Source organism: Natrarchaeobius versutus (assembly GCF_041205745.1).
GTDB classification, from domain to species: domain Archaea; phylum Halobacteriota; class Halobacteria; order Halobacteriales; family Natrialbaceae; genus Natrarchaeobius; species Natrarchaeobius versutus.
This window is the reverse complement of the sequence record NZ_JBGFCC010000002.1, coordinates 427,782-444,299: the sequence shown is the minus strand read 5'-3', so window position 1 is coordinate 444,299 and position 16,518 is coordinate 427,782. Positions and strand designations below refer to the sequence as shown.

The following is a 16,518-nucleotide window of genomic DNA, read 5'->3' as shown; positions in this document are numbered from 1 at the left end:
TATCTCGGGTGGGCCATGATCGATATCGCGGCGGTTCCCTCGGGGTGATTCCGTGACGTCACCGATCGATCCCCCGGACGGCAACTGGTGGAGCGAACCCGTCAACCGACGCGAGACGATCTGGCTCGGTATCGCGGGCGCCTGGTCGCTGTTTCTGTTTAGCTGGATGAGCGGCTGGGTCCGCGCCGGCGACCAGAATCCGACTGGCGAGACCTACGAGGTCTCTCCCGAGCAGTTCCGCGAGAAGGTCAACGAGTACAAGGAGGCCGCCGAGGAGACAGGCGACGGCTACGTCCCGGCCGACGAGCACGTCTACGTCGCCGGCCAGCGGTTCCAGTGGGACGGTCTGCCGGCGGTCCTCGAGTCCGGAACGCGATACCAGTTTCACTTTAGCTCCTACGACGTCCAGCACGCGACGAACATCAGACCCGAGCACAATCTCTCGGCGCAGATGAACTTCGACATCCTCCCCGGATACGAGTGGGTCGTGCCGATGGCGTTCGACGAACCCGGCGAGTACCACGTCATCTGTTCGGAGTTTTGCGGCGACGGGCACCGAACCATGCACGGCACGTTCACGGTGGTAGACGGCGGATGAACGCCTCGAGACTCGACGTTTTGGGGCTGTTCGACCACGAATACGACGAGGAGGGATGGCGGACGTGTTCGGTGACGGGCCTCGAGATTCACAGTTCGACGGAAAATCACGCGAAACTGTTCGGACTCACGGCGGTCGTCGCGTTGCTCGTGGGCGGACTGTTCGCAATCACCGTTCCGCTGACTCGGTGGGAACTCGTCGGCTTGCTCGAGCCGGCCGACTTCTACATCCACCTCAGCATGCACGCCTGGAACCTGCTGATCTTCTGGATGGTGTTCATGGAGATCGCGATCCTCTACGTCGGCGGGCCGCTGGTTCTCGGGCGTAAACTCCCGATCACGACCGTCGCGAAAGCCGGATGGGGAACCATGGTCGGCGGTGCGGTGTTGGTCAACTACGCGATCTGGACGACTACGCCGCCGGATCAGGCGCCGTTGCTCACCTCCTACGCCCCGCTTCCGTCCGCACCGTTGTTCTACGCGGGTGCGGTCGTGTTCCTCCTCGGGACGACGGTCGCCGCCCTCCCGTTCTTCCTGGCGATGTGGCAGGAAAAACGCGAGAAACCAGATGGCACGCTCCCGCTGGTCGCATTCGGCGCCTTCGTCACGTCGATCATCGCCGTCCAGGCGATCCTCGGCGGGCTGGCCGTCTTCACTTACGCGCTCCTCTGGCGGGTCGAACTCATCTCGTCGATCGACGCCTCGGTGTACCGCCACGTCTACTGGATCGTCGGCCACGGCACCCAGCAGATAAATCTCGTCGCGATGATCACCGTCTGGTACTTCCTGACACACGTCGTCGGCGGAGCCGAGGTCGTCTCGGAGAAGGTCTCTCGCACCGCATTTATCCTCTATCTGTTCTTCATCAACCTCGGCGCCGCCCACCACCTGCTCTCAGAGCCAGTCGTCGAACTCGGCTGGCGGCTGTTCAACACCTCCTACGCGTTCTACGGCGCCGCCTTCGCGAGCATGATCCACGCGTTCGCGATCCCGGCCGGACTCGAGGCCGGGCGTCGAAAACGCGGGAAAGGTGGCGGGCTGTTCGGCTGGCTCACCTCCGCACCGTGGCACAATCCCGTCTTCTCGTCGGTCGTGCTGTCGGTGATCCTGTTCGGATTCATCGGCGGGATCACCGGCGTCGTCATGGGACAGCTCCAGCTCAACATGACCTGGCAGAACACGTTCGCGACCGTCGGCCACTTCCACGGCACCGTCGTCCTCGGCACGACGTTTGCGTTCATGGGACTGATACTGTTCTTGCTCCAGACGTCGTTCGACCGGGAACTCGCGTTTCCGCGCCTCGCCAGCGTCTGGCCCTACCTCTTCGCGTCGACGATGGGCATTACGGCGCTGATGATGATGTACGTCGGCCTGCTGTACGGCGTTCCACGTCGGGTCTCCGAGGTCGTCGAGAACATCCCCGGAACCGAGTTCAGCCTCGCATCGGCCGCCCCGCTGTTCAACGTCTTCGGGGTGTCCGCGATGCTCGCGGTCGTCTCCGGTGCGCTGTTCGTCGTCATCGCGCTCGCAACGTTGCTTCTGGGGAATCGAAACGGCGACGGCGACGCCGCCGATCGGTTGCTCCCCGACGGAACCATAGAACCCGATAGCGCCACCAGCGATCCGGTACACGCCTACGAAATGCGAGGGACGTTCGTCCTCACGCTCGTGTTCATGGGGGTCTTCGTCGTCACCTGGGCGCTCAACTGGTATCTGCTCTCGCAGCTGTGGTCGATCGGCCTCTAACCACCAATTCCACCCCGGTTCACTACCCAATGGATTCGAACGACGACACGTCGAACACCGTCAGATCAGTTCTTGCACGACTCGAGCGGATCCCACGACGCCTGTGGCGAGACCTGCTCAGCGTCTACTACACGAACACGCCGGTCTGGCGGTGGCTGAAGAGCGGAACGCTCGTCTTCCTCGGCTTTTTCCTGTGGGTGTCGAGTTCGCTCCTCTACTCGTTTCAGTCGGGGTGGGGGTGGCTGACGTACGTGATGGCCTACGGGTTCGTCCTCATCCTCTGGGGCCCGCTTACGCACATGGTCGTCGTCCCGCTCGCGATCAGGCTCAGGCGGACGGCGACTCACCCGGTCACGCGAGCGTTCGCCAGACACGCCTCGAAGATGAATCTCTCCGTGTTTCTCGCCATCGTCGTCGTCCTCGGGACGGTGACGATCGGCCCCATGATGCTCGACGTAACCGGGGTCGTCGGCGGCGACGGAAGTCCGGACGTTAGCGCCGACGTCGACTGCGAGACCGACGGTCAACTGATCACCTGCATCGTCGAGACCGACGACAGGGTCGACCACGTCGTCGTGGTCTCCGGCGACCGAGAGATCGAGCGCGCCGACGGCACACCGCCGTTTGCACTCGAGTTCGAGCGAACCAAAGCCGAGGAAGTCGTCGGTCAGCACCAGTTTACCGTCGAGCTTCGTGACGAAGATGGCGACGCGATGCGTCGGTACGTCCAGACCGCACCGGGGGCGTGAACGACGACTACTCCAGTCTCTCCCCCTGGTCGAAACACGTCTCGAACACCGACAGGCCCCACTCGACTGCCGCCGGATCGTCGGTATCCGCGAGGACCGACATGACGCCGTTCTCGTCGAAGCCGTAGACGAGGAGATGATCGTCGAACAGCGCGAGATCGAACGGGACCGTCTCCGAGATCGCCGCCTCGAGGTCATCCCTGCCGGCCGACCAGTCCACGACGTCGGGATACTGATCGGTCATCCGCTCGAGTGCGCGCTCGCTCCAGACACACGAACACGCGATGCCGGTCTCCATCGCCTCCATCGCGGCGTCGACGCCGTACTCCGGAACGACGAACTGGTCGCCGAGCAGTCGTTTGTGTTCGGCGCCCGCGAACAGTTCGCTGTACCGGGTCAACGGACCGTACGGTCGCTTCGGCGACGACGTCGTCACGGTCGCCTCGAGAAACCACTTTCGGTCGAACTCGACCGGTGCGGCCGCAAGCGACGCAAACACGGGTTGGAGCGACTGCGCCCGTTCGATCGTTTCCGTAAACGCCGACAACTCCTCGAGAACGACCTCGCCGGCCTCGGACGCCACGATACCGTCGTCCGTTCGATCGACGAGATGAGCCGACGAAAAGGAGCTAACGATGCGATTGACGGTCGAGACGGACGTTCCGATCTCCTCCGCGAGGTCGCGTGTCGCGATCGGCGACCGGGCGACGACGGTCTCGAGAAGCTCCTTGCGGTTGATCGCTTCACAAGCGAGATCGGTCGTTGACTGATGGTTCATGCCCGTGCATTGTTCAAACAGCTATTGAATATTCGGGACGGACCAACTTCGGACGACGTTTCCCGTACCGAAAGGGGAACTGATCTACCGGTGACCTCCCAAGACGGGTGCGAGTCCACCGGAACTGACGGACGGCAGGCTGTATCAGTCCGTCTGTCGGACGCCACCGAACGCGTACCGACCGCACGGATATGTCCAGTCCCACCATACGTGGGAACATAGTCATGGTGGATTCGAAAGGATGCGTCGTTCTTCCACAGGAAATCCGGGAGCGTCCCGGAATTATAGTAACAACTGAAACGATTCACACGCCGATCGCCGACTTGTCTGGCGATCGGGTGTGCAGTGACGTTCAGTGGCTACTATACCTTCTCGAGAGCTGATTTGGCTCGGCAGTTGCCGGAGGCCACCGAGCGACCTTGGCCCCAAACGAGGGGCGGTCGATCAGGCATGTGCTTGCTGTGAACCTAAGTGATTATTTCCGGAGTATTGCACCGTGTCACCACCGAATTCACGAACACTCGAGACGGCGGTCGGAGCTCGAAGCGAACCGCGGTCGAATTTTGGGTCCGAGAACACGGAGTTGGTTCGGCGATGACAGCGATCGGCTACCACGCCTCACACGAACAGTTCGCGCCGAGTGAACTCCTCGAGTGGGTTCAACTCGCCGACGACTCCGGGTTCGAACACGCACTCGCCTCCGATCACTTTCACCCCTGGAGCGAACAACAGGGCGAGTCGGGGTTCGTCTGGTCGTGGCTCGGATCGGCGATGGAGGCGACCGAGCTGACGTTCGGGACGGTCAACGCGCCCGGCTACCGTTATCACCCGGCGATCGTCGCACAGGCCGCGGCAACGCTTCGAGAGATGTATCCCGAGCGATTCTGGCTCAGCGTCGGAAGCGGCCAGCTCCTCAACGAGGGCATCACGGGCGTCAACTGGCCCGTCAAATCGGAGCGGAACGCGCGACTCGAGGAGTGTGTCGACGTAATGCGACGGCTCTGGGATGGCGAAGAGGTGACCCACCACGGCCACATCGACGTCGAGCAAGCGACGCTTTACTCGCGCCCCGAGACGCCGCCGCCGGTGATCGGTGCGGCGCTCTCCGAGGAGACCGCCGCGTGGCTCGCCGACTGGGCCGGCGGGATGATCACCATCGCAACGCCCGACCACGAGGCCGACGCAAACCGGGTCGAGGCGTTCCGTGAGAACGCCCCGGAGAAGCCGGTCTACCTCAAGGCACAACACTCCTACGACGAGAGCGACGACGCCGCACTCGAGGGGGCGTACGACCAGTGGCGCACCCAGTGCGTGCCGGGAACGGTAACCCAGGAGCTGCGGACTCCCGACGATTACGACGAACTCGGTGCACAACTGTCCGAAGAGCACGTCGAAGAACACGTCCGCGTGTCGGCGACCCTCGAGGATCACGTCGACTGGCTCGAGGCGGACCTCGAACTCGACGTCGACAGGGTCTTCGTCCACAACGTCAACACGAATCAACCGGCGTTCATCGAAGCGTTCGGAGAAACGGTTCTCCCTGCGGTCAGTGAGAGTTGAAAGAGCCGGAACGATCGACGTCCTGCTTCTCGTCTGCCACAGGACGTTGTTCGTCTCAGAGCAGACAATCCGTAACAGCCGACATACAAACTTATTGTCTAGTACTGTAACCCGCTATGCATCGTGTTATTCAAGCAGTCGAAACCGATCGATCGGCTGTATCAGGAGGTCGCCGACTACGACCTCGTGATCGTTCCCGACTCACCGCTCGCGGACGCACTCAACCGGCGCCTCGAGCGCCCACATTTTGGTCCGTTCGCGATTACACCCCGACGGCTCGCAACGCGACGGCGAGAAACTGCAGAGGACCGAACCGCATTTCTCGAGGTGGTCGACGAAACCGAGTTGAGCTGGAAGGAGATCGCCTACACGGTTGGGAACGTCCTCCAGTGTTGGGAGTACGAAGGAACCGCGAACGGAATTTTCGAGCACGAGGCGTTCGATACGCCGGCGACGCGGACGGTCGTCGATATCGTCGACTCGCTGCAGACGTCCTCGCGACTGCTCACGGACTACGAGATCGACGTCAGTTCAGACGAGTCGATCGCGGTCGTCGGCGAACGCCAACTAACGAACCTCGAGCGTTCGATTCTTCCCGCGGAGTACGATTCGATCGGCCGACTCACCGAGGCTCCCTTCGATATGCCGCCATTCCGAATGTTCGAGTCAGCAGCGGCCATCGTCGACGCGGTACTCGATACCGTAACGCGTGAAAACGCCGCAGACGTCGCGGTCGTACTCGACGCCGGGAGCGAGTATTCGCCACTCGTCGAATCAGCACTCGAGACGGCCGATATTCCGTACTACGGTGGTCCTGGCTTCATGGACGAGCGCGACCACCGCGCGTTCGTCCAGTTGCTCCGCTGTACGACTGCCGGCTCCGATACCCGTATCCGGTCCGTCAAGTCCTTGCTCTCGTGTCTCGGTGTGACGGTTCCGGTCGAACACGACGAGAAGTGCCTCTCCGACGTCGACGACTCGGCGGTCGACTGGCTCCAGGAGTTCACCAGTCGGGCAAGCGAGGTCACGTTCGCGGAGGCGGTGAACGCGTACGAAGATCGAACGGAACGAACGCTCGAGGCGTTTCGCGACGAACTCGAGAAGTTGAATTTACTCGAGGAGTCGATCAGTTCGAAGGCGATCGATCAGCTCGCGTTCTATCTCGAGACCTACGACGTGCCGATCGATCGGGACAACGAGGGGGCCCTCCTGGCGGACGCAAAATCGGCTTCGTTCGTCGACCGACCGGTCGTCTTCTATCTGGGCCTCGACGAACGCTGGACGCACGACTCGCCGAACCGTCCATGGGTCGATCGGGGCGAGGAGTACGAGCGAAACATCGAGAGCTTCCAGTCGCTCCTCCAGAGCGGCGTCGAACAGTACTATCTGGTCCAGGATTCAGCCGGCGGCTCGCCCGTCACGCCGTGTCTGTACTTCGAAGATCTCCTCGAGACGGAGTTCGAGCGCTTCAGCGATCTCGAGTCGATTCGCCACGTGCGACCGGGCCGAACGACGGGGAACGGATTCGAGAAGGAACCAGTTCCCGCGGATGTCGAACCCGAATCCGTCGAGACGATCAGTCAGTCGAGTCTCAACGCGTACGCGAACTCCCCGCGAGACTACCTCTTCGGGCGACTCGTCGAGACGCCTGACAAACACTACTTCGCCGAGGGGAACCTCTTTCACGACTTCGCCGAATTCGTCGTGAATCATCCCGAGGCTGTCGACGATGATCGCCTCGAGGAGGTCGTCGAGGTCATGATCGAGGAGACGCGTGCGTTCCACCGGAACGTCGATATCGAGACGCGACGAACGCGATACCGAATCGGACTCGAGACGATCTGTGCGTATCTCGACGAGCACGCACCATCCGAAACGGCGTTCTTGACCCCCTCGAGTGGCTGGGGGCGAAACTTCTTCGCGGAGTACTTCGATCGAGCGGTCGACTCACGGGTGACCGAGCGCTGGTTCGAGGACGAGGGCCTGGGACTCAACGGAAAAATCGACCTCGTCCAGTCGCCGACGCGACTGGTCGATTTCAAAAGCGGAAGCAGGAACTCTGCTTCCCAGGTCACGAAACACGCCTCGATCGAGCCGCCGAGCGACGAGCCAAACTTCCAGGCGTTACTCTATCTCACCTACTGGCGACACCAACGGCCCGACGAGCGACTGGCGTTTACGTTCGTTCACTTCCTCGAGACGATCGACGACGTCGTCACCGGAGACGCCTCGCTCGAAGACTGTCTCACGACGGTGACGTACCACCCAACCGCGTTCGACGAGTTCGCACAGTCCCGGCCGGTCTTCGATGCGCTCTGTGAAGACGCCGCCAACGACTGTACCAAGACGTTTTCGAAGACCAGCTACGATACGTATCTGACGGCGTTCGATTCCCACGAGATTCCCAGAACGAGGGATGCAGACGAGATGGCGGCCTCACCGTTCGGCGAAGCACTCCTCGAGCGAATGATCGACGACGTCGGCGACTACAAGTACGTGAAAAACGGCTGTATGCAGGCGTACAGACATCTCTGCGGATATCGGACGGACGGCTTTTTCGTCGAAGATCTCGACAACTTCGAACGGTTCGTCGACGAGCAACTAGAGGAGCTAAACCGTTACCGCCGCGGCGAGGATCGATTTCCCGTCGACGGCCGCGCCGGCGAGCCGAACTACCGCTACGTGAACAACCGCGACATGCTTCTCACCGACTCGCGGTCCGCTCGAGACGACACGCAGACTGATCCTGTGACTTCAGCTACGGCCCAGAAAACGGAGGGGAGTCGATGACATCGGCGACCGACGCGTCGGTGGACGAAAGGCTGTCACCGAACGAACGCCAGAAACGTCTCATCGAGAGTACAGATGGGCTGTACCTCGTCGACGCCGGTGCCGGGACCGGCAAGACGTTCACGGTGACCCATCGGTATGCGAACATCGTCGATCAGGACGACGTCGAACCCGACGACGTCCTGTTGATTACGTTTACCCGCAACGCGGCGACGGAGATGAAAGACAGGATCGTCGCCAGTTGCGACTACGATATGCGGGCGCTGAACGACGCCCCGATTCAGACCTTCCACAGCCTGTGTAACGATATCCTCGATCAACACGGCTTTCACGCGCCCTCGTATCTCGGCATCGACGACGAGGTTACCGGCTCGACGCAGGTCCTCGAAAACGAGACGATCGAACGGGAGTACTTCCGCGAGTTCGTCGACCGATTTAACGATGATCACGACGAATATGACGACCTGTTTCGGTGTCTCTCGGATCCGACGGAACTGCTCTCGCTCGTCACCAATCTCGCGTCGAAAGGCATCTTTCCGACCGCAGACGGCTGGTATCGAGACTCCAGAGAGACACTCGAGGGCGACTTCGACGCGTTCAAAACGGTCTTCGACGAGCTGAATCGACCGCGAAACGAGGGGAACAAACAGTCGAAACTCCGTTCGAGTCTCGGCCGATACGGCAGGAACAAGTGCTATCTGCCGAACGCACCCGACCGGGGCGAACTCCGTGGTGAGTACGGCTCGAAGTCCGTCCCCGAAGACGTCGCCGATCGAGCCTTTACCGAGGACCGCGATCACCTCATCGAGTTCGTCCACGACGTCTACTTCGAATACCTCGAGTTCGCGCTCGGGCGGAACTATCTGAACTTCTCGTTCCTTCAGCTATTCGCGTTCGTCCTGTGTTGTGAGGACAGCGAGCTCCGCGAATCACTGGCGTTCGAGTACGTGATGATCGACGAGTTCCAGGATTCGAGCGAGATCCAGTTCAAGCTCGCACTACTGCTTTCGGAGACGGACAATTTCTGCGTCGTCGGTGACTGGAAACAGAGTATCTACTCGTTCCAGTACGCGACGATCGAGAACATTGCCGAGTTCGACGCTCGATTACAGCGCTTTGCCGGTGAGCTGAACGACGATGCCGAGCGAGTGTCGTTTCCGCTCGAGCCCGTCACCACGATCGAACTCGAGCAGAACTACCGCTCGACGCAGTCGATCCTCGACTTCTCCGAGCACGCGCTCGTGACACCGGGCAGTAGTCGAGAGTCGATCGACCGGGAGTCGGTTTACGACCGGATCGTGTCGCTGTTCTCGAACACCGACCACGATCACTCGCGAATCGAGGCGTTCCAGCACGCCGACGAACGCGAGGCAATCCTGACGAAGGTCCAGGAGATCGTCGGCAACGACGAGTACGCAATCGAGGAAGACGGCGAACTTCGAGCGCCGACGTACGGGGATATCGCAGTGCTCACCCGAACTCGCGATTTCGGTCGGGACTTGCTCGCGACCGCCGAGACGTTCGATTTCCCGATGGCGTACGAGGGAGGAATCGAACTCTTCCGAACCGACCAGGCGAAACTGTTGCTCGCCTGGTTACGGATCCTCGAGGGCAACTCTGGGGCCGAACGAGGGTGGGCGGTCGTACTGGAGCGCGCCGGTTACACGCTCGACGAAATCGAGTACGTCCTCGAACACGACGCTTATCCGAGCGAAATGGATGCATTTCGCTCCGAACTCGGAACACTCGAGACCCACGCGGCCGTTGCTCGGCGCGTGTTCGATCGGTACGGCTACGACGGGGCGACGGCGGACGTCGTCCTCACGACGATCCAGTCGATCCACCGGTCGACGACGATGACGCGAGGCGACCTGATCCGGATCATCGAACACGGTGTGGAGAAGGGCTACACCCAGGAAGTGGAGGCCGTTGCCGGCCCCGATTCGGTCACCGTACAGACGATCCACTCGGTGAAGGGACTCGAGCATCCGATCGTAATCCTCGGAAACATGAACAGTGGCAAATTCCCGCCGTCCGGGGGATCCAGCGGAACGATCACCTACGACGAGCCGATCGGTCTCCGTCAGCGGAACTGTTACGCCGACGTCCACGGTGAGCCACACGTCTACGACAACTGGCGAGCCGACGTCCTCCGAAAGTGCCAGCCAACCGAGTACGACGAGGAACGCCGCCTCCTCTACGTCGCGATGACTCGCGCCAAAGACCATCTGTTGTTCGCGGCGGGAGAGGAGCCGAACACGTTCCTCGAGGAGTTACCGGTCGAAATCGACGAACTCGAGCCGGCTGTTTCGACCGTCGACGCGGACGGCGAGACGTAGACGGCGTTCAGTGTCGACATTCCGGCACCGGCGGGACCGCGGGGCTATTCGCCACACTCGCTCATGGACGACAGCGTCTACGAGGACGTCTCCGATGGGAGAGGGATGGACTTCGGGTCTCGCGTCCACGAGTTCGCCGAAAACTACGCTCTCGGCGAAGACCGGACACCCAGCAGTGACGACGAGCGACACGTCAAAGCGTTCCTCGATGGACTGCCCGGTGAGCTACTGGTCGAGGAGCGGGCGTCCCTCCCGCTCGAGGTCGACGGGACACAGGTCACACTGTCCGGAATTATCGACTTGGTTCACGTGACCGACGACACTGTGGAGATTATCGATTTCAAGACGGATCTCGGTCGTCACGCCGAGTCGGAGTATCGAATCCAGCTCAGCGTCTACTATCACGTCCTCGCGGAGTGGTACGACGATCGAAACGTGACCGCCTCGATACTATACACTGCCGACAACGATCGAGTCACGATCGAGCCGCTGTCCAGGGCTGAACTCGCCGAACTGGCTGTGTAGCTGACCGTCACTGCGAATCTGTGAAAGAAACGTTTGAAGGAATGGCGTGTGGTCGCTTTTCTGACCAACCCAGTGACGTCCTCTCCCGGCTCTGGTGAATCACCATACTGCGTCGGGTTGGGGTGTCCTATAGTAACAACTACACCGATGTACACACTGATCGCCGACACGTCTGGCGATCAGGTGTGCAAGACCTGCAGTGGCTACTATACTATCTCTCTGCGGCCTGTAACTCGGTTCGTCACTACTGGGTTCCTCGAGATTGCAGTCACAAGTGTTCCAGCGTGAGGCCTCGGGCGGCGTAATCTCCCACAGCAAGACCGATCTCGAGAAGACAGCGAGACAGTCTATCCCGACGCAGTATGGCGATTAACCAGATCCGGTCAATAGAAGGAGTATTATGCTATGGAAATGCGTTTACTGATACGTTGACCGACAATCCACGCATCGAGACACCGATGAAGTGTGAGAAAGAGCCGATCCGTATCCATGTCTTGCATACCGGATCGGTGTACATCGATCGTGCACTCGCATTTCGAGAAAGATCCCTCCACCCGATGCCATACACTGGCTGGCTCCGATCAAACGCAAAGAAGCTCTGGGTTCCGGTGTCGGCATATTTGATTGACCATCCGGATGGACTCGTTCTCGTCGATACTGGCTGGCATACTGATATGCGAAAAAGTCAGCGGAGCCATCTCGGGTTCCTCCCTGCAACGATGCTCACGGGTCGGTTACCTGCCGGTGAAGCCATTCACGAACAGTTAACCGCGATGGACGTCGAAGTGGGCGATCTCACCGACGTCGTTCTCACACACCTCGATTCGGATCACGTGAGTGGCGTCGAGCACGTCAAGGATGCATCGAACATCATCGTCAGCCAGCCCGAGTGGGAGGCAAGAGGTGACGTTCGATATAGTCCGTCGATGTGGGATGGAGTGGATATCAACCCCTTCGCCTTAACAGACATCCCGTTCGGTCCGTACAACGAGGGCCTCGACCTTTTCGGCGATGGACGCGTTTATCTCGTCTTCACGCCCGGACACAGTGCTGGGCAACTGTCCGTCCTCGTTCACAACGGGATCGGATGGATCCTTCTCTCGAGCGATGTCGGCTACGCCGAAAGAGCTTGGGCTGACGGCGTTCTCCCAGGGGTTACTGATAACGACGACGAAGCGAGAGCGTCTCTCCGGTGGGTTGCTGAGTTCTCTCAGCGTGACGATTGTCTCGCCGTCCTTGCTAATCACGATACAGATGTGGTACCTGGTGAAGTGTAAACACGCTTGGCCCACCCTCCAGCAGGCGCCCGACCTGAAGAAACTCGGTCTCGAGGGTTGGAAACGATAGTAGCCACTGCAGGTCTTGGACACCTGATCGCCAGAGAAGTCGGCGATCAGTGCGTACATTATCGCAGTTGTTACGATATTGGTTCGGCCCGGTTATTGCACTCATTTCACACACCAGTGCCGACACCCATTGGGTCCCTCATTCTGGGCTTTCTCGGGATCAACTGTGCGCTCATCTCTCTCGCTTTCCTCATCGAGCGCCCGGTGGTATCCCTGAAGAGATTTCTTCGTTTTCAACCGACCCGATAGGAGAGCAGTATTGAGAACCCGATCGAATCCAGGCACGTCTAAAATTGATCGTAGGTCCGGTCGAACAAATGCTACGACTCACTAGTTTTGAACGCTTCCCGTGGAACGTACTCTCCAAATAGGAGTTTAAATGCTAGAAGCGCCCAGGCTGTATAAAAAACACCGACCTGAACGACTCTCCCCGGTGTTTGTGGGCTGAAGTCACTCAACGGGAGAATGAGGGTCACCAGAGCGGTTATGAGGATTGCTCCAATCAATGCTAAACTGATCTTAGCCATTATGAGAACCATTTCTTTTGGGTCTCGTAAGCGCATGGGTGTAGTTAGGAACGGTTTGTATTAAGAAACGCAGGTGTTTTCTCAGCCAGAAAACTGGACGTTCGAAGATCAACATCCGGTTCTCCGGGCGAGAAACTCGTACGTCCACTGATCGGATGATTCAGCTCAGAGCAACCGAGAGCAAAGAGACTGTTGTGTTGCACAATCCTCTCTATCCAGCAATCAACTCTTGTCGTCTACTGAGGATTTCAACAGAGTCCATTTGACTCGAGCGTCAGCTGACCTTCAGACAATCCGTCTGTGATCGGTGTGACGAGCCGATCACGGCCGAGCGGGTGATCTCCCTCTCGAGCGAACCCTGCCGCGAACTCGCCGGTCGCTACGCATCCATCACGAGGACGTACTGTCCCGACTACGTCGCCGCCATTGGGATGCTCGAGTTCACACGGGAGGCCCGACCGAACGTCGACTCGGTGTGAGAAGACGGTCTTACACAAACTGAACCTCGCCGAATGGTACGACGTTCAGCGACGGACGATCTACAGCTGGGCCGGGCAACTCGACACCAACGAGTCGGTCGCGCTGGCTGTAACTGATGTTCACTAACCTGGAAGGATACAAATAATAACAGAAGAGATACAAAAGAGTGTCGAAGAGATCGTCCATAAATCTCCTCGAGAAGTTGGCGTGGACGCCAGTGCTCGTCCAGCAATATCTCGACGGGATGTACGGTGTCGAGTACTCGATTCCGAGCAGTCGGCGGTTGCTCAACGAAGCGGGATCGAGCTATCAAAAACCTCGCCGTACAATCGCTGAATCTGATACTGATGAGCAAGAACTGTTCTGTGAAAATCTCAAATAGCGGCGGAAAATGGATGCCACGACAGTCTGTATCGATCGAATCAAGAAATCTATCCACGTCGAGTCGCGTGCCGCGGAGAAACCACACGGCACGCGGCCGTCTGTCGAATTATCCGGGCAACGTGATTGGACGTGTCTTTTTCGCACGACCGCCGAGAACGGTGATTGCGTTCTCTCTCGATTTGAAGAGTTCGTCACCATCAATCACGCAAACACTTCACCTTCGCAGTATAGAAAGAATATCGAGATATTCAAATCGTCGTGTGAGATGAGATACCGTACTTTCAGGCGTTGACCGTCACGGACCTGGCGGCCCGTGACGACCTCGCCTTCCTCACGCTAGCGGTGTATACCCGGAGCTAAACTCGGTCGAAGAGTGCTGGAGACAAGTACAAACGGCTCTCAGAAATTGGTTCTTTAACTCACTCGAGGAGTTAACAACGGCGATCTCGCGAGGCTGATTCGTATCCACCGGTGCCTAGACCTCCATCTCGACCGTCGCCCGGAACTCCGGTGTTTCCTCGAGGACGTACTCCGCATCGGAGTCACACTCCGCTCGAGTGCCTGCCTGTTCGTATGCCCGTTTATCCACCGAAGGTCAATCGCGAGCGAAGGAGGCGCGACCACCGGACGAGTCTCGAGGTGAACGGCGGCAGCGACGAGCGGTACGGGCCGTAAACGCAACAGTCAACCGCTTCAAACGACTCCGAATCGACTCACGTGGGTGAGAAAGGGGCTGATGCGTTGAGCGAGAGCAAGTCGTTGCTCGGGAAATTCCGACGACGCACGCATCACAACTGTGTGAGGAGCGTAGCGAGCTCTTTGCGAGTGAATCGAAGGCGAGCGAGACGCGTGCGTCTCGCCAGGCGGAGGACTCGAGCGCGTCAGGGGCTTTCAATTCAGAGATAATCGTGGCGTTCGAGGGCGGTCAGATAGCCACCAACACCGACGAGGAACGCTGTCCCGTCGATATCGTGTTTCTCGGTAAGTTGCTGCCAGAACGCCGTCCTCAGAAATTGACAGGTCTCGCCACCACCTACTCGTTCCTCGAGTTCTCGTCCAGACAGCGCCAAACTCACTATAGACACGTTGACCGGACAGCTCTATCGTGACGAACACGCCTACAATTTCAGCTTCGCCCGTGAGCATGATCTACCGGACCGAACCGCGGTTCGACAGTCTGTATTAATTGCCTCCGGATTGCGATGCTGATCGTTTCCAAACAGCTAATACTCGAGAGAAAAGTGTTTATAGTATATGCGACACTACGGTGATATCACGGTTGGGGAGACCGAAGAGTACGGTGCGTATGAAGTGACGAAAGATGAAATCATCGAGTTCGGCAGAAAGTACGACCCACAACCGTTCCACACTGATGAAGAGGCAGCAAGGAACTCGTATTTTGGTGAACTGGTCGCATCCGGCTGGCATACTGCTTCGATCTGCATGCGATTGAGCGTTGAGATGAAACAACGCGAAGGACACGAACCAGAGAACAACCTTGCAGGTGCCGGTGTCGACGAACTACGATGGCACGAACCGGTCAAGCCGGGAGATGTTCTCCGAATTCGACGCGAAGTCGTCGACAAGCGTCCCGTCGAAAGTGAGACGGCTGGCGGATATATCGACGCACGAATCGAGGGCATCAACCAGAACGACGACGTTGTCATCTCCTACGTGGGCAAATCGCTACATGGTAAGCGTTGATACAACGGAAAGTGGATGCCACTATAAGCGAGTCTGATGGGCCGGGTATGTAGTGAGACCAAAACGGTTATCAATATCCTCACGTATCGATTACAACGCATGGTAGAGATTAACCACATCGGTATAATCGGTGGTGGAATTATGGGTGGCGGAATCGGCCAAACGCTCGCCCAGCACGGCTACTCCGTATCGATTCGCGATGTCGACGAAGATGCAATCGCAGACACGAAAGAGCGAGTCAAATCCGGAAAGTTCGGGCTTGAAAGTGCTGTCAAGGGGGGGTACCTTACCGAAGACGAAAAGGAAGCCGCACTCGATCGTATTACGTTCACACTCGACATCGAAGAGGCAGTTGAGGATGCAGACGTAATCTTCGAAGCGGTCCCTGAAGATATCCATATCAAAGGAAGGGTGTTCCGCCAGCTCGACGAACTGACCGACGACGTGCCACTGTTTTCGAACACTAGCGGCTTCTCGATCGCAGCACTCGGAAATGCCGTCGAGGATCCATCTCGAGTCGGTGGCGCCCACTTCTTCAGTCCTGTCCCAGTAATGAGCCTCGTAGAGGTAGTTAAAACACCACAGATTGACGAGGAGTACGTCGAGGCCGTCAGAGAACTCGCCGAGGACGTCGGTAAGACTACCGTCGTTCTCGAAGACAGCCAAACCGAGTACGGGTTCATCGTCAACCGAATTTGGGGTGCAATGATGGACGAAGCGAAGGCAGTGGTCAACGAGGGTATTGCGACACAAGAGGAAGTCAACCTTGCGATGAAAGAGGGACGTAACCTTCCCGTTGGTCCACTCGAGGGACCAGGTATTGGCGAAGAGTGGTAAGGTCAATCCGATCTATAGTAGCCACTGCAGGTCTTGCACACCTGACCGCCAGACGGTTCGGCGATCAGTGTGTACATCGTTGCAGTTGTTGCTATAGGAGCGCTCACAGGTAATCCGGTACGAGGAAGTCGCCACGAACGCTTTTTTTGATGAACG

10 protein-coding genes and 2 pseudogenes are annotated in these 16,518 nt (G+C 58.8%); 11 read left to right on the top strand and 1 reads right to left on the bottom strand.

Annotated elements, in window-relative coordinates; all coding sequences use genetic code 11:
- The first annotated feature begins 52 nt into the window (after positions 1 to 52).
- The 3 genes from AB7C87_RS07430 to AB7C87_RS07420 are packed head-to-tail and all read left to right on the top strand — an operon-like array spanning position 53 to position 3,092.
- On the top strand, positions 53 to 598 hold the full coding sequence (locus tag AB7C87_RS07430; protein ID WP_369728797.1) for a cupredoxin domain-containing protein: 546 nt from the start codon (positions 53 to 55) through the stop codon (positions 596 to 598).
- Entirely contained in the window at positions 595 to 2,343 is a 1,749-nt protein-coding gene (locus tag AB7C87_RS07425; RefSeq protein ID WP_369728796.1) for a cytochrome c oxidase subunit I, read from the top strand. The genes AB7C87_RS07430 and AB7C87_RS07425 overlap by 4 nt, the downstream gene beginning before the upstream one ends.
- Before the next feature lie 29 nt (positions 2,344 to 2,372).
- The gene (locus tag AB7C87_RS07420) at positions 2,373 to 3,092 is read left to right on the top strand and encodes a hypothetical protein (RefSeq protein ID WP_369728795.1); all 720 of its coding nucleotides are present in this window, start codon (positions 2,373 to 2,375) and stop codon (positions 3,090 to 3,092) included.
- Between the two features lie 7 nt (positions 3,093 to 3,099).
- Here the strand turns inward: AB7C87_RS07420 and AB7C87_RS07415 are convergent, their stop codons facing one another.
- Positions 3,100 to 3,870, bottom strand: coding sequence for a helix-turn-helix transcriptional regulator (locus AB7C87_RS07415; RefSeq protein ID WP_369728794.1), 771 nt, complete (start codon positions 3,868 to 3,870; stop codon positions 3,100 to 3,102).
- Positions 3,871 to 4,464: 594 nt separating this feature from the next.
- On the opposite strand from AB7C87_RS07415, the gene AB7C87_RS07410 reads away from it, so the two are divergent.
- From AB7C87_RS07410 to AB7C87_RS07375, 8 genes and pseudogenes are all read left to right on the top strand, one after another.
- Positions 4,465 to 5,430, top strand: coding sequence for a TIGR03885 family FMN-dependent LLM class oxidoreductase (locus AB7C87_RS07410; protein WP_369728793.1), 966 nt, complete (start codon positions 4,465 to 4,467; stop codon positions 5,428 to 5,430).
- Between the two features lie 123 nt (positions 5,431 to 5,553).
- Entirely contained in the window at positions 5,554 to 8,220 is a 2,667-nt protein-coding gene (locus tag AB7C87_RS07405) for a PD-(D/E)XK nuclease family protein (RefSeq protein WP_369728792.1), read from the top strand.
- Positions 8,217 to 11,084: pseudogene (locus AB7C87_RS07400) on the top strand (UvrD-helicase domain-containing protein). The gene AB7C87_RS07405 and the pseudogene AB7C87_RS07400 overlap by 4 nt, the downstream one beginning before the upstream one ends.
- Positions 11,085 to 11,446: 362 nt before the next feature.
- Positions 11,447 to 12,361 carry an N-acyl homoserine lactonase family protein gene (locus AB7C87_RS07395; protein WP_369728791.1) on the top strand — a complete coding sequence of 305 codons (915 nt, stop codon included), beginning with the start codon at positions 11,447 to 11,449 and terminating at the stop codon, positions 12,359 to 12,361.
- 931 nt (positions 12,362 to 13,292) lie between these two features.
- Positions 13,293 to 13,436: a hypothetical protein gene (locus tag AB7C87_RS07390; protein WP_369728790.1), complete on the top strand. Its 144-nt coding sequence runs from the start codon at positions 13,293 to 13,295 to the stop codon at positions 13,434 to 13,436.
- Positions 13,437 to 14,279, top strand: a pseudogene (locus tag AB7C87_RS07385) (IS630 family transposase); the annotation flags it as partial. It lies immediately after the preceding gene.
- A 796-nt stretch (positions 14,280 to 15,075) separates the two neighbouring features.
- Positions 15,076 to 15,525: a MaoC family dehydratase gene (locus tag AB7C87_RS07380; RefSeq protein ID WP_369728789.1), complete on the top strand. Its 450-nt coding sequence runs from the start codon at positions 15,076 to 15,078 to the stop codon at positions 15,523 to 15,525.
- A gap of 99 nt (positions 15,526 to 15,624) precedes the next feature.
- Positions 15,625 to 16,362 (top strand): 3-hydroxyacyl-CoA dehydrogenase family protein, encoded by a 738-nt coding sequence (locus AB7C87_RS07375; RefSeq protein ID WP_369728788.1) that lies wholly within the window; start codon positions 15,625 to 15,627, stop codon positions 16,360 to 16,362.
- Positions 16,363 to 16,518: the final 156 nt, after the last annotated feature.

Coding starts and splice junctions, on each gene's coding strand:
- AB7C87_RS07395 (WP_369728791.1), top strand. CDS start 11,447: ATGGCGATTAACCAGATCCGGTCAATAGAAGGAGTATTATGCTATGGA.
- AB7C87_RS07425 (WP_369728796.1), top strand. CDS start 595: ATGAACGCCTCGAGACTCGACGTTTTGGGGCTGTTCGACCACGAATAC.
- AB7C87_RS07375 (WP_369728788.1), top strand. CDS start 15,625: ATGGTAGAGATTAACCACATCGGTATAATCGGTGGTGGAATTATGGGT.
- AB7C87_RS07380 (WP_369728789.1), top strand. CDS start 15,076: ATGCGACACTACGGTGATATCACGGTTGGGGAGACCGAAGAGTACGGT.
- AB7C87_RS07420 (WP_369728795.1), top strand. CDS start 2,373: ATGGATTCGAACGACGACACGTCGAACACCGTCAGATCAGTTCTTGCA.
- AB7C87_RS07415 (WP_369728794.1), bottom strand. CDS start 3,870: ATGAACCATCAGTCAACGACCGATCTCGCTTGTGAAGCGATCAACCGC.
- AB7C87_RS07410 (WP_369728793.1), top strand. CDS start 4,465: ATGACAGCGATCGGCTACCACGCCTCACACGAACAGTTCGCGCCGAGT.